Source organism: Microbacterium sp. LWO13-1.2 (assembly GCF_038397725.1).
Lineage (GTDB): Bacteria > Actinomycetota > Actinomycetes > Actinomycetales > Microbacteriaceae > Microbacterium.
This window is the reverse complement of record NZ_CP151634.1, coordinates 463,473-486,626: the sequence shown is the minus strand read 5'-3', so window position 1 is coordinate 486,626 and position 23,154 is coordinate 463,473. Positions and strand designations below refer to the sequence as shown.

Sequence of the window (23,154 nt, the reverse complement as noted above, 5' to 3'; positions counted from 1 at the left end):
GACCGCTGGTGGCGTCGGGGCTCGTGTGAGCGGGCCTCAGATCGTGCGGGTCCGTGGCAGCAGGCGCACCGGCGGGAGCGGCGGAGCCGGAATGCGCTCATCGTGGCCGGGGACCACGCCGAAGCGTGCGGATGCCGCCTCCCAGTCCTCCCGAGCGGAGGCGATCTCGTCGTGCGTGCGGGCGGCGAAGTTCCACCACATCACGAGGTCCTCCTCGAACGGTTCGCCGCCGATGAGGAACAGCAGCGCGCCCTCGGCGGACGACACCTCCACACCGTCCCGTGAATCGCCGAGGTACAGCAGGTCGTTGAGCGCCATCGAGTGCGATGCGACCGACACCGCGCCGTCGACGAGCATCACGGCGTGCTCCCAATCCGCGCGCAGTGGCAGCGTCAGCCGGGTCCCGGCAGGCACTCTGATCTCCGCGCCGACGATCGGGGTGTGCACCGTCGCCGGCGATCGGGTCCCGGCGAACTCGCCGAGTACAACGGTGGCAGTGGCATCCGTCCCTGCGATCGACGGCAGATCGAGCGTGGGCAACGACGTGTGCCGCTCGAATCCGCCGTCGCCGTGCCGGGCGGACTCGGGCAGGACCACCCAGAGCTGCAGCGCGTCCAGCGGAACCGGGTCGTCGCCGATCGAGTATTCGGAGTGCGAGATGCCGTTCCCGGCCGTCATCAGATTCAGCTGGCCGCGGCGCAGGTCCGCATCGCTGCCGAGGGAGTCGCGGTGGCGGATCTCGCCGACGAGAGGCCAGGTCACCGTCTGCAGCCCGAAGTGCGGGTGCGGCTCCACCCGCATCCGGGTCTGGGCCGGACCGAACCGGTCGAGGAAGCACCAGGCGCCGATCGTCGGCAGGTTGCGGTGCGGGAGAGCGCGCAGCACGTTCATCCCGCGCACGCCGCCGAGCGGCACCTCGCGCGGCTCCAGAATGATCCGGCGCTGTCCGATCGTTCGACCGTCTCCCGGCGTGCCGGGCCCGTCGACGCGTGCGCCGTCTGCGAGGTCGCTCATCGGTTGCTCCTTCACGTGGGTACGTCCAAACTAATGCCGTCAGCCCTACCGGAGGGCTGCGTAGACTCGGCCGCATGCTCGCTCGACGCCCGATCCTGATGTCACTTGCGCTCGCCACAACTCTCGCTGCAGCCGGCTGCGCCTCCGGCGGCGATGCGGGATTCTGCGGTCCGCTGCATGACGCCAACGAGACCGCAGCCGTGGCGTTCACCCCGTTGATCCCCGGTGCGGACGACGCAGAGACAGCGCGGACGCGTCTTTCCCTCGTCGAGAAGCTCGAACCGACGTCGGAGCTGGCCGACGACCTGGAGGTATGGATCGGATATCTGAACAGCGCGGCCGAGACCATCGACGACGATCCCGCTGCGCTGCTCGCCGAGTACGACCGTGAGGTGGCGGCGGCGGGTAGCGCCCTCGACGGGTACTACAAGGGGACCTGCCTCCAGTAGCCCCCGCCCGGTCAGGCTCCTCGACGCTCGGGCCAGCGGATCTTCGCGCCCTCGATCTCGTGCGTCTGCAGGTACTTGGCGATGTAGGGGCAGAACGGCACGATGACGTCACCGGATGCCGCGGCATCCGCCAGTGCGTCTGCCGCGAGCCGCCCGGCGAGCCCTTGGCCCTGGAAGGCGGGATCGACCTCGGTGTGGGTGAAACGGATCTCTCCCGGTCGTCGATCGAACTCCGCGAATCCGGCGAGGGTGCCGTCGGTGCGGATCTCATAGCGGGAGAGCTCGTCGTTGCGGGTGACGACGGAGGTGGCGGTCGTGTCGGTCATCGAATGCTCCTTCGGGCGTTTGTCTCCAACCTAAGGCCGTCAGGCAGGCCCGGCCCCGGTTCCCCGAAGTCCATGTGTCGGCCTGTGGATGACGCCAGCCGACGTCGGCGCCGGTCGTTAGGCTGGACGGATGCCGCAGACTCCCCGTGACCCGTACGAGGATCTGCCGTACGCGGACGAGCCGTGGGACGACACCCCGCCGGAGGAGATGGACTGGGTGCCGCAGGGGGCGGACTACGAGCCTCCCCTCGACTGGGGGCCGGGTCCCGTGACGCCGGTGGCGGCGGCATCCGCCCCGACCGCTCGCAAGGCCACGCCGAGCCAGTACGCGACTCCGGGCGAAGCGCTGCACGCGGTCTTCGGCTATGACGCGTTCCGAGGCGATCAGGCGGCGATCGTCGAGCACGTCATCGCCGGCGGTGACGCCGTCGTGCTCATGCCGACCGGTGGCGGCAAGAGCGTCACCTATCAGGTGCCGGCGCTCGTGCGCGAGGGCACGGGTCTGGTGATCAGCCCGCTGATCGCGCTCATGCACGATCAGGTCGACGCGCTCCGCGCCAACGGTGTGCGGGCGGCGTACCTCAACTCGACGCAAGCCCCTCAGGAGCGCGCCAGGGTCGAGCGCGAGTACCTCGCCGGCGAGCTCGACCTCATCTACGTCGCGCCCGAGCGGCTGTCGAGCGCGCAGACGACCGCTCTGCTGCAGCGCGGCACGCTCAGCGTCATCGCGATCGACGAGGCCCACTGCGTGTCGCAGTGGGGGCATGATTTCCGCCCGGACTATCTCGCCCTCGGCGACCTGGCCGAACGGTTCCCCGGTGTGCCGCGGATGGCGCTCACCGCGACGGCCACGCGCGAGACGCACAAGGAGCTCACCGAGCGGCTGCAGCTGCCGACGGCGAAGCACTTCGTGGCGAGCTTCGACCGACCGAACATCCAGTACCGGATCGTTCCCAAGATCGACCCGCGCAAGCAGCTGGTGGCGTTCATCAAGTCCCAGACCGAGGGCGCTGCGGGCATCGTCTACGCACTCAGCCGCAAGTCAGTCGAGCAGACGGCGACCTATCTCGCAGCCCAGGGTCTCGACGCCTTGCCGTATCACGCGGGCCTCCCGGCCGAGGTGCGCGCGGCGAACCAGTCGCGCTTTCTCCGTGACGACGGCGTCGTGATGGTCGCGACCATCGCGTTCGGCATGGGTATCGACAAGCCGGATGTCCGATTCGTCGCGCACATCGACCTGCCGAAGTCGGTCGAGGGCTACTACCAGGAGACCGGTCGAGCCGGCCGCGACGGCGAGCCCGCCGTCGCATGGATGGCGTACGGACTCGGCGACGTCGTGCAGCAGCGCCGGCTCATCGATCAGAGCCCCGGCGATCGCACCTTCAAGATGCGGCTCGGGCAGCATCTCGACGCGATGCTCGCGCTGTGCGAGACAGTCGAATGCCGCAGGCAGAACCTGCTCGGCTACTTCGGGCAGGACTCCCAACCGTGCGGCAACTGCGACACCTGCCTGGAGTCGCCGGAGACGTTCGACGGACTCATCCCCGCGCAGAAGCTGCTGTCGACGATCGTGCGCCTGCAGCGCGAGCGCGGTCAGTCCTTCGGCGCCGGGCACCTCATCGACATCCTCCGCGGCGCATCCACTGAGCGGATGCGGCAGCAGGGGCACGAGCGCCTCTCGACCTTCGGCATCGGCGCCGACCTCTCCGATCAGGACTGGCGCAGCGTCGTCCGCCAGCTCCTCGCCCGCGGCATCCTCGTCGCCCAGGGTGACTACGGCACCCTCGCACCGGGTGAGCAGGGGGCTGGCGTGCTACGCGGCGAGCTGCCGGTGCCGTTGCGCAAAGACACCATCGGGCGCGTCACCACGACACGCGCACGCAAGGCGTCGGCGGCCGATGCGCTGGATGCCGGTGACCGGCCCCTCTTCGAGGCGCTGCGCGCGTGGCGAGCGGAGACCGCGAAGGAGCAGGGCATGCCCGCGTACATCGTCTTCGGCGATGCGACGCTGCGGGCACTGGCCGAACATCGCCCGAACTCGTTGTCCGGCCTCGACGGCATCACCGGGATCGGCGAGAAGAAGCGCGAGGCCTACGGTGAGGCGGTCATCGCGGTGATCGCCGCCGCGTCCTGAGCGGGCCGCACTGCTCTGCCCGATCCGTCGCGGTGCGGGGTCGAAAAGGCACCCGCCGTTGCCGTGGGAGATGCATTCCTGACCTCGCACCGCGTCTCGATCGCCGGCGCCTCTTCACAGCGATGGAAGATGCCCTGGTGCGCGCAATACGACAGGTCTAGTGTTGGCCCCATCTCGCCGACGACGGTGTCGACGAACCGGTTCTGGGGAACCGGCGAGATCAAGGGGACCACCATGAAGCGACGCCTCATCGCCATGCTCGCAGCACTGACTCTGGGCGGAGCAGCCCTCATCGGAGGAGCATCTCCGGCCCTGGCGGATGATCCGGGCGGGGTGACGTACGTCGCCATCGGCGACTCCGAGGCAGCGGGCACCGGCAACCTTCCGTACGTCGACCAGGAGTGCCTGCGTTCGAAGAAGTCCTACCCGATGCTCCTGGCCGGCATGGCGGGGGTACCGGTGGCATCGAGCGCCTGTGCCGGCGCCAGCACTCAGGACGTCGTGGCGCAGCAGCTCGGAGACCTCGGCCCGGCAACACAACTCGTGACCCTCACCGCCGGAGTCAACGATCTCGACTGGCAGGGGGTGCTCACTGCGTGCAGCAGTGCCGGCACTGCTGCGGCGTGCGGGGCGGCGATGAGCGCCGCGGGCGTCGCTCTGCAGGGTGTGCCGCTGGGCATCGCACAAGTGCTGGTCGCTGTGCGCACGCTCGCTCCGAACGCCCTGATCGTGGTCACCGGTTACCCGATGCTCTTCGGTGCGTTCGCCGACTCCTGCAGCGTGGGGAACTACCAGGGTGTCTCGGTGAAGTTCAACGCGGCGCAGGCAGCGGGGGTCAACGCGGGGCTGATGGGTGTGAACACCGCAGTGCAGACGGGCGTCGCCGGATACGTCGGCCAGACCGGCGATCCAGGGGTCCGGTATGTCGATGTCACTCAGGGCTTCACCGGACACGCGCTGTGCGACACGGGGGATCGCTGGATCAGCGGCCTCGTCTCAGGCAAGCCGACGGTGGACCGCGGTTTCCATCCGAACGCGGCAGGGCAGCAGGCCTACGCAGCGATCGTGGCGGCAGCGCTCGCGCCGTGAGCATCCGCTCGTCCTGATCGGCCCGCGCGCGCGTTGCTGTCGCGAGCCGACAACCGGAACCGGAGCAGCCCCTGCATCGCGTTGGAGGATGCTCACAGTGGAGTTCCCCTGATGTTGTCGCAGACCTACGATATGAGCATCCCTACTTCTCCTTGAGAGGAATGCTCATGGTCGACGCCGCCGTCCGTCCTACGACGACCCCCAGCCTGACGAACGACGCGGAGAACACTCCGCAGATCGACGTCGATGCCGTCAACGAACTCCTGCTGGGCACCTGGGCCGACACTCGTCGGCAGGCGCGCGAGATGATCAAGGACCCGGCGTTCTGGCGCAAGGACGAGCTCGGCATGGACGAGCACCGCGAGCGTGTGCTCAGCCAGCTGCACCTGCTCGTCGAGAACAAGACCGTGCACCGCGCGTTCCCGAAGTCGCTGGGCGGCGAGGAGAACAACGGCGCGAACATCGCCGGCTTCGAAGAGCTCGTCGTCGCCGATCCGAGCCTTCAGATCAAGTCCGGCGTGCAGTGGGGCCTGTTCGGCTCGGCCATCCTGCAGCTCGGCACGAAGGAGCATCACGAGAAGTGGCTTCCCGGTGTGATGGATCTCTCGATCCCTGGCGCCTTCGCCATGACCGAGATCGGGCACGGCTCCGACGTGGCGTCGGCCGGCACGACCGCGACCTACGACCCGGCAACCGAGGAATTCGTCATCCACACGCCGTTCCGCGGCGCGACGAAGGAGTACCTCGGCAACGCCGCGTTGCACGGCATCGCCGCGACCGTGTTCGCGCAGCTGATCACGAACGGCGTGAGCCACGGCGTGCACTGCTTCTACGTGCCGCTCCGCGGGGAGGACGGGAACGACCTTCCCGGGATCACCCGTGAGGATGACGGGCTCAAGGGAGGATTGAACGGCATCGACAACGGCCGTCTGACCTTCGACCACGTTCGCATCCCGCGCACGAACCTGCTGAACCGCTACGGCGATGTCACCGCCGACGGCACCTACTCGAGCGCGATCGACAGCCCCGGCCGCCGATTCTTCACGATGCTCGGCACGCTGGTGCAGGGGCGCGTCTCCCTCGACGGTGCGGCCTGCTGGGCATCCGCCCTCGGTCTGCACATCGCGATCACCTACGCGTCGCAGCGCCGTCAGTTCGACGGCGTCGACGGGCAGGAGGTCGTCCTGCTCGACTACGGCAAGCACCAGCGCCGGCTGCTGCCGCGTCTGGCGACCACCTACGCTCAGATCTTCGCGCACGACGAGTTCCTGCAGAAGTTCGACGGCGTCTTCTCCGGACGCACCGACACCCCGGATGACCGTGAGGACCTCGAGACGCTCGCTGCCGCTCTCAAGCCGCTGTCGACCTGGCATGCGCTCGACACCATGCAGGAAGCGCGCGAGGCGTGCGGCGGTGCCGGCTTCATGTTCGAGAACCGGCTGGTCGGGCTGCGTCAGGACCTCGACATCTACGTCACCTTCGAGGGCGACAACAACATTCTCCTGCAGCTCGTCGGCAAGCGCCTGCTCACCGACTACGCGAAGCAGTTCCAGGGCAAGGATGCCGCGGCCCTGGCGAAGTTCGCGGTCGAGCAGACCGCCGGCAAGGTGTTCCACGGCGCGGGACTCCGTCAGTTCGGGCAGGCCGTCGCCGACCTCGGCTCGACCGCCCGCTCGGTCGAGAAGGGTCTCCGCGAGGAGCAGCAGCACGAGCTGCTCGCCGACCGCGTGCAGCAGATGGTGGCCGACATCGCCGGACGCCTGCGCCCCGGCGCCAAGGACAAGGCGCTCGGTGCCCGCCTCTTCAATGAAAACCAGGCCGAGCTCATCGAGGCGGCTCGTGCGCACGGCGAGCTCTTGCAGTGGGAGGCGTTCACCGACGCCGTGCACAGCATCGAGGATGCCGAGACGAAGAAGGTGCTCACCTGGCTGCGCGACCTCTTCGGTCTGCAGCTCGTCGAGAAGCACCTCGCCTGGCATCTCATCAATGGGCGTCTGTCGACGCAGCGGGCAGCGGCCGTGTCGAGTTACATCGACCGGCTCTGCGCACGGCTGCGGCCTTACGCGCTCGACCTCGTGAACGCCTTCGGCTACGAGCCCGAGCACGTGCGTGCGCCGATCGCTTCGGGGGCCGAGGCCGAGCGCCAGGACGAGGCACGCGCCTATTACGCCGATCTCGCCGCCTCGGGGAACGCCCCGGTGCAGGAGAAGGCGCTGAAGAAGGCGAAGCGCTAGGGCGTCTTGCTGAAGGCGGGCCGGTCGAGAGTCCCGATGTTTCGTGGAACGATCGAGGCATGGCTCCTCGGGTTGTCGCTGTTCATTCCCACGCCTTGCACACCTTCAGCAAGCTGACGCGTGAGTCGATCACGCTCCTCGAGGGGCTCGGGGTGGAAGGGGATGCGCACTGTGGCGCGACCGTGCAGCACCGCTCACGGGTAGCCGCAGACCCCTCACAGCCGAACCTGCGACAGGTGCACCTGATCCATGGAGAGCTATTCGACGAACTGCGCGCGAGCGGTCACGGCGTCGTACCCGGTGAACTCGGCGAGAACATCACCACTCGGGATGTCGACTTGCTCGCACTTCCCGTCGGCGCTCGCCTGCACTTCGGCGATGCGGTGGTGACGATCACAGGCCTCCGCAACCCGTGCCAGCAGATCAACGATTTTCAATCCGGGCTGCTCAAGCAAGTGATCAAGACCGATGATGAGGGCCAAGTCGTCCGACTCGCCGGGGTCATGGGTATTGTCTCCCGCGGCGGACCTGTGGCCGCCGGAGACACGATCGACGTCGAGCTACCGCCGACACCGCACTTTCCACTCACGCGCGTTTGATCGCGGCCCAGAGCTTCACCCTGCAGGCGCGTCGCACGGGGATGAGCAGCATGCCCCAGGGGTCTGCACGATCGGGTCGGCTATCGTCGGACTGCACCGCGCAGAACGAAGGAGCAACCATGCCCAGCACCCACGCCTATGCAGCCCCGAATGAAGCAGCGCCCCTCGCGCGTACCGTCATCGAGCGCCGTGACCTCGGCCCGCACGATGTGCTGATCGACATCGCCTTCGCGGGTATCTGCCACTCCGACATCCACACCGTCCGGGGCGACTGGGGGCCGCAGCAGTACCCGCTCGCGCCAGGCCACGAGATCGCTGGCGTCGTCGCGGCCGTCGGTACCGAGGTGACGAAGCACGCCGTCGGTGACCGAGTCGGCGTCGGCTGCCTGGTGAATTCGTGCGGTGAATGCCCGAGCTGTGTTCGAGGCGAGGAACAGTTCTGCGCCGAAGGCGCCGTGTTCACCTACGGAAGCACCGACCGCGACGGCACCGTCACCCAGGGCGGCTACTCCGAGAACGTCGTGGTGACGGAGTCGTTCGTCGTCCGCATCCCCGACGCGATCCCGCTCGACGCGGCGGCACCGCTGCTCTGCGCCGGCATCACTACCTTCTCCCCGCTGCGCCGATGGAAAGTCGGACCGGGTACCCGCGTCGCCGTCGTCGGGCTCGGCGGGCTCGGCCACATGGGAGTGCAGTTCGCGCACGCCCTCGGCGCGGAAGTGACCGTGCTGTCGCAGACCTTGAACAAGAAGGACGACGGTCTTCGGCTCGGCGCCGACCACTATCGCGCGACCGGCGATCCCGCGACGTTCAAGGAGCTGCGCGGGTCCTTCGATGTGATCCTCAACACCGTCAGCGCCGTCGTCGATCTGCGTGCCTACCTCGGCCTGCTCGACGTGGGAGGCGCGATGGTCTGCGTCGGCGCCCCCGGAGAGCCGCTGTCGCTCGGCGTGATGTCGCTGATCGGCGGCAACAAGACGCTCGCCGGGTCCAACATCGGCGGCATCCGCGAGACGCAGGAGATGCTCGACTTCTGCGCGGAGCACGGCATCCTCCCTGGCATCGAGGTCATTCCGGCATCCGCGATCAACGACGCCTACGAGCGCGTGCTCGCCTCCGATGTCCGCTACCGATTCGTGATCGACGCATCGACCATCGCCGCCTGACCCCAGGAGAAGGCGCTGAGGAAGGCGCAGCGCGCTAGCTCGCCGGCGGCGCCGCGGGCGGATACGGCGGCGCGGCCGGCGGGTACGGCGTGACATGCGGCGCCGGCGGGTACGGCTGAGCCGCTGACGCATCGGGCTGAGTCGCCGGCGACCACCGGCGGGACTGTGCTCGTACCCGCAGCAGCACGGCGGTGAACGCGAGATAGAGGAATGCGACGGCCGTGCCCGCTCCGATCAGCAGCAGAGTCGAGGCCGCGCGGCTCATCTCGATCGGCAGCGCGGAGAAGAGCACATGAGAGGTCGCCGGGACGACGAACAGCAGGCTCACCAGCAGCAGCGCCAGTGCCGGCAGCACCAGAGCGAATGAGGACCATCGAGTGGCGCCGATTCCGGCGAGCACGAACACGAGGCCGGCGATCACGGCGGCCGCCGCATCGGGGGCGAAATCGAACCGGAACTGCTGCAGCGCGATCAGCTGGCCCCGGCCGATGCCCCAGCTCAGCAGGATGGCGCCCACGGCGAGCAGCGCAGGCGCGCCGATCAGCCCGGCGACGGACCATCCCGCTCCGGTCGGCTCCGGGCGCCGCCGGACGATCGCGAGAACGACGCCCATCATGCCCAGCACGGGGAATATGGCGAGCGGGATGCCGAAGCTCAGACCGTCGATCCACTCTCGGGGCAGCACCCGCGCGATCAACCGGTACGTCTCGAGCAGGAGCGCGGGGAAGAGCGCGTAGACAAGAGGAACGACGGAGAGTGCGCCGACCGCGATCAGACCCGCCGAACTCCACAACCCGGTGAGCACGACCCCGACCAGGAGGGCGATCGCGAGCAGCTGGAGCAGGGCAGGCAGAATGAGCCGACTGATGCCGGGAACGCCGTAGCTCGAGAATTCGATCAGCCAGGGGTACCCGCCGGCGGAGAGGACTCCCGTGGCGATCGGCGTGACGAGGACGGCGATCACGACCGTGAGCACGCGGGCGGGTGTGGAAGAGCTGCGCATGGGACTTCCCTCCAGAGTCGTGCCCATCACGCTACCTCTATCCCTTCCGAGGGCACAGCGTGTCCGAGCCGGTCGATAGCCTGAGGAAATGGACACCGTGCTCGGCCCCGATGAACGTCACCGCTGTGCCTGGGTCGGTGACGACGCGGAATACCGCCGCTATCACGATGAAGAATGGGGCACCCCGCTGCGCGGCGACCGCGCTCTCTTCGAGAAGATGGCGCTGGAGGGGTTCCAGGCCGGTCTGAGCTGGATCACGATCCTGCGCAAGCGACCGCGCTTCCGCGAGGTGTTCCAGGGATTCGAGCCGGCGGTGGTCGCCGCGTTCGGCGAGGCCGAGGTCGAAGAGTTGATGGCCGACGCCGGCATCATCCGCAACCGGGCGAAGATCGAGGCGACGATCGGCAACGCCCGCCTGGTGCTCGAGATGGCCGAGGGCGAACTGGATGCTCTGATGTGGTCGTTCGCGCCCGCGGCATCCGGGTCCCGGCCAGCGTTGATGGCCGATGTGCCGGCGGTCACGGCGGAGTCCACCGCGATGAGCAAAGAGCTGCGTCGGCGCGGATTCCGTTTCGTCGGTCCCACCACGATGTACGCGCTCATGCAGTCGGCGGGCATGGTGGATGACCATGTTGCGGGGTGCTGGCGGGCCTGACGCCCCCTTCGACGCACGCTGGTCGATGGGTATTTCTCCCCGCCATCGCATTCAGATGACGCAACTAGGATGAAATGGTTACACTGCGGGCCATCAGATGCCGCGGGTGAGTTTCCTGGGGGGACCGGGTATGAAGGTGTTGTCGTGGATCCGCGCGCGGCCCAAAACGCTGGCGTCAGCCGCGGGTGTGACCGCCGGCGTCGTCGCGCTCACGACGATGGCACTGACCTATGAGGGTTTTCCGACGACGAAGGTCGATCTGAACGACGGCGGCGTCTGGATCACGAAGACGTCGAGTCTGCTCGTCGGGCATTTCAATCATGAGTCCACGGTGCTCGACGGCGGCGTGCGCACCACGGGTGAAGACTTCGACATCCTGCAGGATGCCACGAACGTGCTCGTCGTCGACGAGGGAGCCTCCACGGTCAGCTCGGTCGACCCGGCGCGCGTATCGCTGGGGGATTCTGCCAGCATTCCGAGCGCCTCGAAGGTGGCGCTGGGAAATCAGACGGCGGCGATCCTCGACCAGAAGTCAGGCGACCTGTGGGTCGTGCCGGTGAAGGGGATCGCATCGTTCGAGATCGAGTCCGCCGAGCCGGTCGCAGAGCTCGGCAAGGACGCCGATGTCGCCGTCGCCGACGATGGAACGGTCTTCGGCCTGTCGAGTGTGCGCGGCGAGGTCGTCACGGTTTCGGTCGACAACGAGGGGCAGGCGCTGGAGTCGTCGTCGGCCTCCGTCGGTGAGATCGATGCATCCGAAGCGACGCCGACGATCGCGGCGGTCGGCCGGACGCCGGTGGTGCTGGATCCTGCAGCGGGTGTGGTGATGACCCCGGGTGGCTTCCGTACCGAATTGCCGAACGCCGATGGGGCGGTGCTGCAGCACGCGTCGGCGGAGACGAATGCGGTTGCCGTCGCGACCAAGTCGGCGTTGGTGCAGATTCCTCTGGATGGCAGCGAGCCGATCGTGACGGATGCCGGTGGCGACGGTGCTCCGGCGGCGCCGGTGTTCTTGAAGGGCTGTACGTACGGTGCCTGGGCGGGTGCTGCGAGGTTCGTTCGCGAGTGCCCTGGCGACAGCAACGATGTCGCGGCGTCGATCAAGGACGCGGCGGATTCGAAGACCCTCACCTTCCGCGTCAACCGCGATGTGATCATCCTCAACGACGCCGTCGGCGGCGCAGCCTGGATGGCGAACGAGAGCCTGCAGCGCGTCGACAACTGGAACGATCTCACGCCGCCGGAAGGCGAGACCGAGAACCAGGAAGACTCCACAGAGGAGACGGTGGAGACCACCCTCCCGGAGCGCAGCGAGGTGAACACCCCGCCGATCGCCGAAGACGACTCCTTCGGCGTGCGACCCGGGGCATCCGCCCTGCTCCCGGTGATCGACAACGACAACGATCCGGATGGTGATGTGCTGGTCGCGGCGATCGCCGAGCAGCAGCCATCTATCGGCACCGTGCAGCCGATCTACAACGGTGCTTCGTTGCAGATCGCCGTCGACAAGAAGGCGTCGGGTTCGACCTCCTTCCTGTACGAGGTCGATGACGGACGCGGCGGCAAAGACACCGCGACGGTCACTCTCTCCGTGCACGATTGGGGCGTCAACGGAGCTCCGGCTCCGAAACGCAAGACGTCGCTCACGGTCGAGGCCGGCGGCACGGTCTCGTACAACATCCTTCCGGACTGGATCGATCCGGACGGTGATGACATCTATCTCAAGGACGTCATCGCCGCCCCCGGTGACGAGGTCGATTTCAGCACCGATGGTCAGCTCACGTACAAGGCGACGGCGAGCCAGCAGGGTCGTAAAGACGTGCAGGTCACGGTCGCGGACGGTTCCGGCGAGACGTCGACGGCGACGATCTCCCTCGATGTGCGCCCGCAGGGCACCACGAAGCCGAAGACGAACGCCGATCACGTGGTCACCCGCGTCGGTGAGCAGATCACGGTCGCTCCGTTGGCGAACGACACGAGCTCAGGCCGCGAGCCGCTGCGCCTCGGCCGTGTCGACGAGTCGCCCGGTGCGACGATCCTGCCTGACTTCACGAACAAGACGTTCACGTTCTCGGCACCGACTGCCGGTGTCTATTACGTGCAGTACCTCGCGACGGCAGGGCCAGAGAACGGTGAAGGCCTCGTGCGCATCGACGTGACCGAGGGGACTGAGGTCGATCTGCCTCCGGTCGCCGTCCGCGACGTCGCGCTATTGCCCACCGGTGGCGACGTGCTCATCGGTGTGCTCAACAACGACACCGATCCGTCCGGCGGCATCCTCGTCGTGCAGTCCGTGACGATGGAGCCGAGTACCGGAGTGTCCGTTTCGGTGCTCAACCATGAAACCCTGCGCATCACCGATCAGGGTGCGCTGGACAAGCAGGTCCGGATCTCGTACCGCATCTCGAACGGCGAGCAATCCGCCGACGGTGAGGTCGTGGTGGTGCCGATTCCGGCTCCGGAGAAGATCCTGCAGCCTGTTGCGAACCCGGACACCGTCTACGTCCGTGCCGGAGATGTCGTGACGATTCCGGTGCTGGATAACGACACGCATCCCAGTGACGATGCGCTGCATCTGTCGCCGGAGCTGGTCGAGCCGCTGGTCGATCCGGAGGATGGTGAGGCTTTCGTCTCCCAGGATGTCGTGCGGTTCAAGGCCGGCGCCGAGGCCAAGACGGTCTACATCACCTATGAGGCGGTGGATTCCCGGCAGCAGAAGGCGGCCGGATACGTCACGGTCCAGATCCTGCCGATCGATGAAGAGACGAATGCGGCCCCGCGCCCCCGCGACCTCATCGCCCGCGCGCTCAGCGGCACCGAGGTGAACATCGCGGTGCCTCTGGACGGCATCGACGGCGACGGCGACTCCGTCGAGCTCCTCGACATCGCCTCGTCTCCTACGAAGGGGCGTATCACCGAGGTCGCGCAGAACTATTTCTCCTATGAGGCGTTCGACGGTTCGACCGGGGTAGACACGTTCAAGTACCGGGTGCGTGATCGCCTCGGTAAAGAGGGCACGGCGACCATCCGCGTCGGCATCGCTCCGGCGGAGCAGGTGAACCAGGCGCCCTACGCGGTGAAGGATGCCGTGGTGGTGCGTCCGGGCCGCGAGATCGCAGTGCCGGTGCTGGGCAACGACTCCGATCCGGAGGGTGACAAGCTCGCCCTCGTCAAGGACGGCCTCGAACTGCCCGACATCGATGGGCTGTCCGCACGGGTCTCCGGCGACCGGGTGCTCGTCCAAGCGCCCGACCGTTCGGTGGAGACCTCGCTGCAGTACACGGTCAGTGACGCGCGCGGAGCCACGGCATCCGCAGTGCTGCAAGTCACGGTCGACGAGGAAGTGCCGCTGCAGGCGCCGGTCGCACGCGATGACCGCCTGCGCCCGGTCGACCTCAAGGACGGGACTCTGACGGCCGACATCGACATCCTCAGCAATGACGAGGACCCGGACGGAACGGTTGATCGTCTTGACCTGGAGGTCGGTGCCGGTGGTACGCCGCTGGAGAACGGCAAGATCAGAGTCACCGTCACCGACGAGCTGCAGCTGATCCGGTACACCCTCACGGACCAGGATGGTCTGGCGGCGTCGGCGTTCATCTTCGTGCCGTCGGTGGACGGGCTGCGCCCGACATTGACGTCGACGAAGCCGCTGGAAGTCATCAGTGGCGAGACGAAGGAGCTCCCGCTCTCCGAGTACGTCACCGTCGCCGGCGGCGGCGATGTGGTGATCACCGAGCACGCGAAGGTGAGTGCGGCGAAGGGTGACGGTTCGAACCTGGTCAAGGATGAGCGGACGTTGGTCTACACGTCGGCGCCGGGTTATTTCGGTCAGGACTCCCTCACGTTCGAGGTGACGGATGGCACGGGGCCGGATGACCCTGAGGGTCGCAAGGCGACGCTGAGCATCTCGATCAATGTGCTCCCGCCGGAGAATCAGCAGCCGAAGTTCATCCGTGGTGAGGTGAACGTCGCGCCGGGGGAGACCGCGCAGGCATTGGACCTTGCGGCGTTGACGACGGATGCAGATCCGGAGGATGCAGGCAAGCACAAGTACACGCTCGTCGGCGGTGAGGGCAAGGGCATCACAGCGAAGGTCGACAAGGACCGGTTGCTGGTGGAAGCGTCGTCGAACGCGAAGAAGGGGACGGCGTTGACGCTGACTCTGCGCATCGACGACGGTGTGACCGAACCCGTCGAGGGCACCGTACAGGTGCTGGTCACCGCATCCAATCGGGCGATGCCGGCGGCGAACACCGACACGATCTCCGAGGCGGATCAGGGCAAACCGATCACGGTGCCGGTGCTCGCCAACGACTTCAACCCCTTCCCCGAAACCCCCTTGAAGCTGACCTCATGGGTCGTCGAGACGGGCAGCGGTTTGGTGGAGAAAGACGGGGACAAACTCGTCGTCACACCGTCCAAAGAATTCGTCGGCACGCTGGTCGTCGCCTATCGCATTCAGGATGCGACGGAAGACGTGGATCGAGAGGTGACCGGTCAGGTCGTGGTGACGGTGCAGGGTGTGCCGGCGGCGCCGGGAACGCCGACGGTGACGAGTGTGCAGGATCGCACCGTGGTCGTGTCGTACGGGGCGCCGTCGAACAACGGCGCGGAGATCACGAAGTACACCGTCAAGTCCGTGAGTGGCAGTGCCTATTCGAAGGATTGCGAGTCGACGACCTGCACGCTGACCGGGCTGACCAACAACGTCGAGTATGCGTTCCAGGTGACGGCGACGAACCGGGTGGGCGAGTCCGAGCCTTCGGGCACGTCGGCCGTGGCGCGCCCGGATGCCCGTCCGGATACCCCGAATCCGCCGACGTTGAAGTTCGGCGACAAGTCGTTGCAGGTCAGTTGGACGACGCCGACGACGCCGGGCTCGCCGGTCGAGCGGTACACGCTCGAGATCTCGCCGGCGCCGCCGTCTGGGATCACGCAGAAGGAAGTCACGGGGAACTCGATGACCTGGGAGGGTCTGGAGAACGGTGGCAACTACCAGGTGAAGGTGCAGGCGCATAACCGGGCGCCGGAGCCGTCGAGCTGGAGCAACTGGTCGACATCTGAGGTTCCGGCCGGTCCGCCGTTCGCGGCAGGGGCTCCGACGACGGAGGAGCTGACGCCGGTTGGTGACCAGGCGCAGATGCAGGTGAACTGGGTCGCGCCGAACAGCAACGGCGACGCGATCGACAGTTACCGGCTCGAGGTCTACGAGGGCTCGAGCCTGGTGCGCACGCACACGCCCAGTGCCGGTGCGACGAGCTTCGCGGTCGTCGTGCCGACGTCGGAGACCGCGTACACGTATCGGATCCTGGCGCATAACAAGGCCGGCTGGGGCGAGCCGAGCGCCGCGTCCGCACCACGCCGCGGCGTGATCGCGCCCGGCGCGCCGACCGGAGTCGTCGCGTCCCCGGCGGACCAGGCGATCACTGTCGCTTATTCGGAGGGGTCGCGTAACGGCGCCCGTTCCGGCGAAATCTCGTACCAGTACCGCCTCAACGGCGGTGGCTGGGCCGGTCTCCCCGGAAACAACACCATCGGCGGCCTCTCGAACGGCACGGACTACACGGTCGAGCTGCGTGCCGTCGCCAACGTGGACGGAACGACGTATGCCGGTGCGACATCGAACGCGTCGACGGCGAGACCGTTCGGGCCCCCGCACACGCCCTTGGCATCGGCGCGACAGCTGCCGACCCAGGTCGAATTGTCCTGGAACGCCACTGGCTCACCCAACGGTCGCAACATCAAGGTCGTGCAGGTCAGCATCGACGGTGGCGGCTGGCAGAACGTGGCAATATCGGGCTCGGTCGTCGTCGGCAACGGCTACAGCGAGCCGCACAGCATTCGGGTCAGGGCCCAAGACGAAGCGAACCAGTGGACCGCGGAAGCCGCGGCGTCGGCGCAGTCGGGCGATCGTCCGCAACCCGATGCCTGGGTGACGCGAGGCGATGCGAAGACCAACGGCTGCACGAGCGTGAACGGCGGTCCTTGCTACAACCTCCGGCTGAACACCTCGAACTTCGCCGCAGGGTCGTACAAGATCGAGTGCACGGCTGGCGGTGTGGTGTTCGCGAACAACGACGGATACTCGGTCAGCATCCCCGCGAACGGATCGATCATCATCAACTGCTGGAACGGCTACGAAACCACGAAGGGCTTGAACATCATCGGTGGCAATCCGGCCCAAGCGAGGGAAGGCTACTTCTAAGCCGCCATCACGGCCCGGGGCGCACCTGATGGGGAATACTCCCCATCAGGTGCGTCGACGGAGCCGGTTAGGATTACCGGGTATCTGCGGCGCTTTCGAGCGACCGACTCAGAGCCGAATCGTGCCACCAGGGGGAAATGAGTATGAAGGCGTTGTCGTGGATTCGCGCGCGGCCGAAGGTTCTGGCCTCGGCAGCAGGCGTGACCGCCGGCGTCGTCGCACTCACCACGATGGCCCTGACGTATGAAGGTTTTCCGACGACGAAGGTCGATCTGAACGACGGCGGCGTCTGGATCACGAAGACGTCGAGTCTGCTCGTCGGGCATTTCAACCACGAATCCACGGTGCTCGACGGGGGTCTGCGGACCACGGGCGAGAACTACGACATTCTGCAGGACGCCACCAGTGTGCTCGTCGTCGACGAAGGATCGTCGACCGTCAGCTCGGTGGACCCGGCCAGGGTGTCGCTGGGCGATTCCACCGGCATCCCCGGATCCGCCAAGGTGGCGCTCGGGAATCAGACCGCGGCGATCCTCGACCAGAAGTCGGGCGACCTGTGGGTCGTGCCGGTGAAGGGGATCGCCTCCTTCGAGATCGAGTCCAAGGAGCCGGCTGCAGAGCTCGGCAAGGACGCCGATGTCGCCGTCGCGCAGGACGGCACAGTCTTCGGCCTGTCCAGCACGCGCGGCGAGGTCGTCACGGTCTCGGTCGACAACGAGGGAGAGCCGCTGGAGTCCTCGACGGCCTCGCTCGGCGAGATCGATCCGGCAGAGGCAACGATCACCGTCGTGGGCCGCACCCCGGTGGTGCTGGATGCGGTGTCTGGTGTCGTACTGACCCCGGGCGGGTTCCGTACTGAGATCCCGAATGCGGATGGCGCGGTGCTGCAGCAGGCGTCGGCGGAGACGGATGCGGTTGCTGTCGCAACTGCGTCGGCGTTGGTGCAGGTGCCGCTGGATGGCAGCGAGCCTGTTGTGACGGATGCCGGGGGCGAGGGTGCTTCGGCGGCTCCGGTGTTCTTGAAGGGCTGTACTTACGGCGCGTGGGCGGGTGCCGCGAGGTTCGTTCGCGAGTGCCCCGGCGACAGCAATGACGTGGCGGCGTCGATCAAGGATGCGAAGGATTCGAAGACCCTCACGTTCCGGGTGAACCGCGATGTGATCATCCTCAACGACGCCGTCGGCGGTGCCGCGTGGATGGCGAACGAGAGTCTGCAGCGCGTCGACAACTGGAACGACCTGACCCCGCCGGAGGGCGAGACGGAGAACCAGGAGGACTCCACCGAGGAGACGGTGGAGACGACCCTGCCGGAGCGCAGCGAGGTGAACACCCCGCCGATCGCGGAGGATGATTCCTTCGGCGTGCGTCCTGGGGCATCGGCTCTGCTCCCGGTGATCGACAACGACAACGACCCGGATGGTGATGTGCTGGTTGCGGCGATCGCCGAGCAGCAGCCCGCCATCGGCACCGTGCAGCCGATCTACAACGGGGCGTCTCTGCAGATTGCCGTGCCGGAGGACGCATCCGGCTCGGGATCGTTCACGTACGAGGTCGACGACGGCCGAGGCGGCAAGGACACCGCGACGGTGTCGCTGTCGGTGCACGGATGGGACGTCAACGCGGCGCCATCACCCAAGCGCAAGACGTCGCTGACGGTCGAGGCTGGTGGCACGGTCTCTTACAACATTCTCCCGGACTGGATCGATCCCGACGGCGATGACATCTACCTCAAGGCAGTCGTGGCGGCTCCGGGCGATGAAGTCGATTTCAGCACCGATGGTCAACTGACATACAAGGCGACCGCGAGCCAGCAGGGCCGCAAAGACGTGCAGGTCACGGTCGCCGACGGCTCCGGCGAGACCTCGACGGCGACGATCACTCTCGATGTGCGCCCGCAGGGAACCACGAAGCCGAAGACGAACGCCGATCACGTCGTCACCAGGGTCGGTGAGCAGATCACCGTCGCGCCCCTCGCGAACGACACGAGCTCGGGCCGTGAGCCGCTGCGTCTGGGTCGTGTCGACGAGTCGCCCGGTGCGACGATCCTGCCTGACTTCACGAACAAGACGTTCACGTTCTCGGCGCCGACCGCCGGGGTCTATTACGTGCAGTATCTCGCGACCGCGGGCCCTGAGAACGGTGAAGGTCTTGTGCGCATCGATGTGACGGAGGGGGCCGAGGTCGATCTGCCTCCGGTCGCCGTCCGTGACGTGGCGTTGCTGCCCACCGGTGGCGATGCGCTCATCGGCGTGCTCAACAATGACACCGATCCTTCCGGCGGCATCCTCGTCGTGCAGTCCGTGACGATGGAGCCGAGTACCGGCATCTCCGTGTCGGTGCTCAACCATGAAACCCTGCGCATCACCGACCAGGGAACCCTGGAGGAGACCGTCCGGATCAGCTATCGCATCTCGAACGGATCGAAGTCCGCCGACGGTGAGGTCGTGGTGGTGCCGATCCCGGCGCCCGAGAAGATCCTGCAGCCGATCGCGAACCCGGACACCGTCTATGTGCGTGCCGGAGATGTCGTCACCATCCCGGTCCTCGACAACGACACCCACCCCAGCGACGATGCCCTGCACGTCGCCCCCGAACTCATCGAGCCGTTCGTCGACCCGGAGGACGGTGAGGCGTTCGTCTCCCAGGACGCAGTCCGGTTCAAGGCCGGTGCCGAGGCGAAGACGGTCTACTTCACCTACGAGGCGGTGGATTCTCGCCAGCAGAAGTCTGCCGGGTACGTGACCGTGCAGATCCTGCCGATCGACGAAGAGACGAATGCTGCCCCGCGCCCCCGGGATCTCGTCGCGCGCGCACTCAGCGGCACCGAGGTGAACATCGCCGTGCCGCTCGACGGCATCGATGGCGACGGCGACTCCGTCGAACTCCTCGACATCGCCTCGTCCCCGACCAAGGGCCGCATCATCGAGGTCGCGCAGAACTACTTCACCTACGAGGCGTTCGACGACTCCACCGGCGTGGACACGTTCAAGTACCGGGTGCGTGATCGCCTCGGTAAAGAGGGCACGGCGACGATCCGTGTCGGTATCGCTCCGGCGGAGCAGGTGAACCAGGCCCCGTATGCGGTGAAGGATGCCGTGGTGGTGCGTCCGGGGCGCGAGATCGCGGTCCCCGTGCTGGTGAACGATTCCGATCCTGAGGGCGAGAAGGTGGCGCTCGTCAAGGACGGCCTCGAAGTGCCCGACATCGGTGGATTGTCGGCACGAGTGTCCGGCGACCGCGTCCTGGTCCAGGCTCCCGACAAGTCGTTGGAGACCTCGCTGCAGTACTCCATCAGCGACACACGCGGTGCGACCGCATCGGCCGTGCTGCAGATCACCGTCGACGAGGAAGTGCCGCTCGTGGCGCCGGTCGCTCGTGACGATCGGCTGCGTCCGGTCGACCTTGAGAAGGGAAGTCTGACCGCAGACCTCGACATCCTCGAGAACGACGAGGATCCCGATGGAACCGTCGAACGTCTTGACCTGGAGGTCGGCGACGGTGGTACGCCGCTGGAGAACGGCAAGATCAGAGTCACCGTCACCGACGAGCTGCAGCTGATCCGGTACACGCTCACCGATCAGGATGGTCTGGCGGCTTCGGCGTTCATCTTCGTGCCGTCGGTGGACGGGCTGCGCCCGACCCTCACGTCGACGAAGCCGCTGGAAGTCATCAGCGGTGAGACGAAGGAGCTCCCGCTCTCCGAGTACGTCACCGTCGCCGGCGGCGGCGATGTCGTGATCACCGAGCACGCAAAGGTCGCGGCAGCGAAGTCTGACGGTTCGAACCTCGTCAAGGACGAGCGGACCCTGGTCTACACCTCGGCGCCGGGCTACTTCGGTCAGGACTCCCTCACGTTCGAGGTGACGGATGGCACGGGCCCGGATGACCCTGAGGGCCGCAAGGCGACGCTGAGCATCCCGATCAATGTGCTCCCACCGGAGAATCAACAGCCCACGTTCATCCGCGGAGAGATCAACGTCTCCCCGGGCGAGAAGGCCGAGGTACTCGACCTGGTACCGCTGACCGTCGATCCGGACCCGGAAGACGCGGGCAAGCACAAGTACACGCTCACCGGTGGCGAGGGCAAGGGCATCACGGCTCAGGTTCGCGGTGGGAAGCTCTCCGTCGAGGCCTCGTCGAATGCCAAGAAGGGCACCGTCGCGACGCTGACCCTGCGCGTGGACGACGGTGAGACCGAACCCGTCGAGGGCACGGTGCTGGTGCAGGTCACCGCATCGAACCGGGCGATGCCGGCGGCGAACACCGACACGATCTCCGAGGCGGATCAGGGTAAGCCGATCACGGTGCCGGTGCTCGCGAATGACTTCAACCCATTCCCCGAAACCCCTCTGAAGCTGACCTCATTCGTCGTCGAGACGGGCAGCGGTTCGGTGGAGAAAGACGGGGACAAACTCGTCGTCACACCGTCCAAGGAGTTCGTCGGCACGCTCGTGGTGCGCTATCGCATCCAGGATGCGACGGAAGACCCCGACCGGGAAGCCTCGGGACAGGTCGTCGTGACGGTGCAGGGCGTTCCGGCGGCACCGGGCGCCCCGACGGTCACGAGCGTGCAGGACCGCACCGTGGTGGTGTCATATGGTGCGCCGTCGAACAACGGCGCGGAGATCACGAAGTACACCGTCAAGTCGGTGCAGGGCAGCGCGTATTCGAAGGAGTGCCAGTCGACGACGTGCACCCTCGACGGCCTGACGAACAACGTCGAGTACACCTTCCAGGTGACGGCGACGAACCGTGTGGGCGAGTCGGAGCCGTCCGGAGCATCGCAGATCGCGCGTCCGGATGCGCGTCCTGACACTCCGAATCCGCCGACGCTGAAGTTCGGGGACAAGTCCTTGCAGGTGGCGTGGACGACGCCGACCACCCCCGGTTCCCCCGTGGAGCGCTACACGTTGGAGATTTCGCCGGCGCCGCCGTCTGGGATCACGCAGAAGGAAGTCACGGGGAACTCGATGACCTGGGAGGGTCTGGAGAACGGCGCCAATTATCAGGTGAAGGTGCAGGCGCATAACCGGGCGCCGGAGCCGTCGAGCTGGAGCAACTGGTCGACATCTGAGGTTCCGGCCGGTCCGCCGTTCGCGGCAGGGGCTCCGACGACGACGGAACTGGCGCCGGTCGGTGACCAGGCGCAGATGCAGGTGAACTGGATCGCGCCGAACAACAACGGTGATGTGATCGACAGTTACACGCTGGAGGTCTACGAGGGCTCGAGCCTGGTGCGCACGCACCAGCCCGCTGCCGGCGCGACGAGCTTCGCGGTCGTCGTGCCGACGTCGGAGACCGCGTACACGTACCGCATCCTGGCTCACAACAAGGCCGGGTGGGGTGAGCCGAGCGCCGCGTCCGCGCCACGCCGCGGCGTGATCGCACCCGGCGCGCCGCGCCTCGGGAGCGTGACCCCCCGCGACGGAGCACTCTTCGCCCACTTCTCGGAACCGGCGCGCAACGGCGCCCGCTCCGACGAGTTGAGGTACCAGTACCAGTTGAACGGTGGCGGATGGGCCGACTTCGGCAGCGTGACCCGCGATGCGGGCTTCGACCCGCCGCTCCTGGGGACCATCGGGGGGCTGCGCAACGGTGATTCCTACCGGGTCGAGGTGCGCGCTGTCGCCAACGTCGACGGCAGCACCTACGTAGGCAGTCCGTCGAATGCGATCGCCGAGATCCCGTACGGGGCACCGCGCGCGCCGGAGGCCAACGCCAGGAACCTCGGCACCAGCGTCGAGCTCACCTGGGACTCGAGAGGGTCCGCCAACGGCCGGCCGATCGAGCTCACGCAGATCAACGTGAACAACGGCGGCTGGCAGGACGTGCCGCAGACGGGATCGCGGACGCCGGGCAACGGTTATCAGCAGCGCTACACCATCGAGGTCAGAGCGCGAGACACCGCAAATCAGTGGACACCGGTCGCCTCGGCATCCGCCGTCACCAGCGATCCGCCGGCGCCGAAGGCGTGGGCGAGCAAGGGCGTTTCCGCGAAGGGTGAACCCGGCTGCAGCACTGACCCGTGCCGCTGGATCGTGGTGAACACCGAGAACTTCACGGCGGGCAATTTCACCGTGACCTGTCTCGAGAACGGAAGCCGTATCGGCGGAACGAGCCCGCGGACCATGTCGCTCCCAGCCAACGGAGCCACCCGGACCAGTTGCTACTTCGGGTATCCGGGTGAGCGCGTCTCCGTGTGGATCGAAGGACCCGGGTACAACAAGGAATCCGGATCCGTCACCTGGTGACGGCCGGCGCGACGACAACTTCGAAG

Annotated in this window: 12 protein-coding genes; 9 read left to right on the top strand and 3 right to left on the bottom strand. The window is 67.0% G+C overall.

Annotation, left to right across the window (positions count from 1 at the left end; genetic code table 11):
• Window positions 1-36 precede the first annotated feature (36 nt).
• Window positions 37-1,014 carry a pirin family protein gene (locus MRBLWO13_RS02315; protein WP_341976172.1) on the bottom strand — a complete coding sequence of 326 codons (978 nt, stop codon included), beginning with the start codon at window positions 1,012-1,014 and terminating at the stop codon, window positions 37-39.
• A 74-nt stretch (window positions 1,015-1,088) separates the two neighbouring features.
• Between MRBLWO13_RS02315 and MRBLWO13_RS02310 the strand changes: the two genes are divergently transcribed.
• Window positions 1,089-1,463: a hypothetical protein gene (locus tag MRBLWO13_RS02310; RefSeq protein ID WP_341976171.1), complete on the top strand. Its 375-nt coding sequence runs from the start codon at window positions 1,089-1,091 to the stop codon at window positions 1,461-1,463.
• A gap of 11 nt (window positions 1,464-1,474) precedes the next feature.
• Here the strand turns inward: MRBLWO13_RS02310 and MRBLWO13_RS02305 are convergent, their stop codons facing one another.
• The gene (locus MRBLWO13_RS02305; RefSeq protein WP_341976170.1) at window positions 1,475-1,789 is read right to left on the bottom strand and encodes a GNAT family N-acetyltransferase; all 315 of its coding nucleotides are present in this window, start codon (window positions 1,787-1,789) and stop codon (window positions 1,475-1,477) included.
• Between the two features lie 130 nt (window positions 1,790-1,919).
• On the opposite strand from MRBLWO13_RS02305, the gene recQ reads away from it, so the two are divergent.
• The 5 genes from recQ to MRBLWO13_RS02280 all read left to right on the top strand — a co-directional run bounded on the left by recQ (window position 1,920) and on the right by MRBLWO13_RS02280 (window position 9,011).
• On the top strand, window positions 1,920-3,923 hold the full coding sequence (gene recQ, locus MRBLWO13_RS02300; RefSeq protein ID WP_341976169.1) for a DNA helicase RecQ: 2,004 nt from the start codon (window positions 1,920-1,922) through the stop codon (window positions 3,921-3,923).
• A gap of 234 nt (window positions 3,924-4,157) precedes the next feature.
• Window positions 4,158-5,012: an SGNH/GDSL hydrolase family protein gene (locus tag MRBLWO13_RS02295; protein ID WP_341976168.1), complete on the top strand. Its 855-nt coding sequence runs from the start codon at window positions 4,158-4,160 to the stop codon at window positions 5,010-5,012.
• Window positions 5,013-5,179: 167 nt separating this feature from the next.
• A complete protein-coding gene (locus MRBLWO13_RS02290; RefSeq protein WP_341976167.1) occupies window positions 5,180-7,246 on the top strand; it encodes an acyl-CoA dehydrogenase in 2,067 nt (688 codons plus the stop codon).
• 59 nt (window positions 7,247-7,305) lie between these two features.
• Window positions 7,306-7,845, top strand: a complete 540-nt coding sequence (locus tag MRBLWO13_RS02285; RefSeq protein WP_341976166.1) for an MOSC domain-containing protein — start codon at window positions 7,306-7,308, stop codon at window positions 7,843-7,845.
• 119 nt (window positions 7,846-7,964) lie between these two features.
• Entirely contained in the window at window positions 7,965-9,011 is a 1,047-nt protein-coding gene (locus tag MRBLWO13_RS02280) for an NAD(P)-dependent alcohol dehydrogenase (RefSeq protein ID WP_341976165.1), read from the top strand.
• A 34-nt stretch (window positions 9,012-9,045) separates the two neighbouring features.
• Here the strand turns inward: MRBLWO13_RS02280 and MRBLWO13_RS02275 are convergent, their stop codons facing one another.
• Complete coding sequence (locus tag MRBLWO13_RS02275) at window positions 9,046-10,014, bottom strand: hypothetical protein (protein ID WP_341976164.1); 969 nt, start codon at window positions 10,012-10,014, stop codon at window positions 9,046-9,048.
• Between the two features lie 88 nt (window positions 10,015-10,102).
• On the opposite strand from MRBLWO13_RS02275, the gene MRBLWO13_RS02270 reads away from it, so the two are divergent.
• From MRBLWO13_RS02270 to MRBLWO13_RS02260, 3 genes are all read left to right on the top strand, one after another.
• Window positions 10,103-10,669 carry a DNA-3-methyladenine glycosylase I gene (locus tag MRBLWO13_RS02270; RefSeq protein ID WP_341976163.1) on the top strand — a complete coding sequence of 189 codons (567 nt, stop codon included), beginning with the start codon at window positions 10,103-10,105 and terminating at the stop codon, window positions 10,667-10,669.
• Window positions 10,670-10,799: 130 nt separating this feature from the next.
• Complete coding sequence (locus MRBLWO13_RS02265; RefSeq protein ID WP_341976162.1) at window positions 10,800-16,877, top strand: Ig-like domain-containing protein; 6,078 nt, start codon at window positions 10,800-10,802, stop codon at window positions 16,875-16,877.
• Between the two features lie 143 nt (window positions 16,878-17,020).
• Entirely contained in the window at window positions 17,021-23,128 is a 6,108-nt protein-coding gene (locus MRBLWO13_RS02260) for an Ig-like domain-containing protein (RefSeq protein WP_341976161.1), read from the top strand.
• The last annotated feature ends 26 nt before the right edge of the window (window positions 23,129-23,154 follow it).

What these genes read in the sequence shown, in the direction of transcription:
- MRBLWO13_RS02315 (WP_341976172.1), bottom strand. Translation starts at nt 1,014, where the DNA reads ATGAGCGACCTCGCAGACGGCGCACGCGTCGACGGGCCCGGCACGCCG.
- MRBLWO13_RS02310 (WP_341976171.1), top strand. Translation starts at nt 1,089, where the DNA reads ATGCTCGCTCGACGCCCGATCCTGATGTCACTTGCGCTCGCCACAACT.
- MRBLWO13_RS02305 (WP_341976170.1), bottom strand. Translation starts at nt 1,789, where the DNA reads ATGACCGACACGACCGCCACCTCCGTCGTCACCCGCAACGACGAGCTC.
- recQ (WP_341976169.1), top strand. Translation starts at nt 1,920, where the DNA reads ATGCCGCAGACTCCCCGTGACCCGTACGAGGATCTGCCGTACGCGGAC.
- MRBLWO13_RS02295 (WP_341976168.1), top strand. Translation starts at nt 4,158, where the DNA reads ATGAAGCGACGCCTCATCGCCATGCTCGCAGCACTGACTCTGGGCGGA.
- MRBLWO13_RS02290 (WP_341976167.1), top strand. Translation starts at nt 5,180, where the DNA reads ATGGTCGACGCCGCCGTCCGTCCTACGACGACCCCCAGCCTGACGAAC.
- MRBLWO13_RS02285 (WP_341976166.1), top strand. Translation starts at nt 7,306, where the DNA reads ATGGCTCCTCGGGTTGTCGCTGTTCATTCCCACGCCTTGCACACCTTC.
- MRBLWO13_RS02280 (WP_341976165.1), top strand. Translation starts at nt 7,965, where the DNA reads ATGCCCAGCACCCACGCCTATGCAGCCCCGAATGAAGCAGCGCCCCTC.
- MRBLWO13_RS02275 (WP_341976164.1), bottom strand. Translation starts at nt 10,014, where the DNA reads ATGCGCAGCTCTTCCACACCCGCCCGCGTGCTCACGGTCGTGATCGCC.
- MRBLWO13_RS02270 (WP_341976163.1), top strand. Translation starts at nt 10,103, where the DNA reads ATGGACACCGTGCTCGGCCCCGATGAACGTCACCGCTGTGCCTGGGTC.
- MRBLWO13_RS02265 (WP_341976162.1), top strand. Translation starts at nt 10,800, where the DNA reads ATGAAGGTGTTGTCGTGGATCCGCGCGCGGCCCAAAACGCTGGCGTCA.
- MRBLWO13_RS02260 (WP_341976161.1), top strand. Translation starts at nt 17,021, where the DNA reads ATGAAGGCGTTGTCGTGGATTCGCGCGCGGCCGAAGGTTCTGGCCTCG.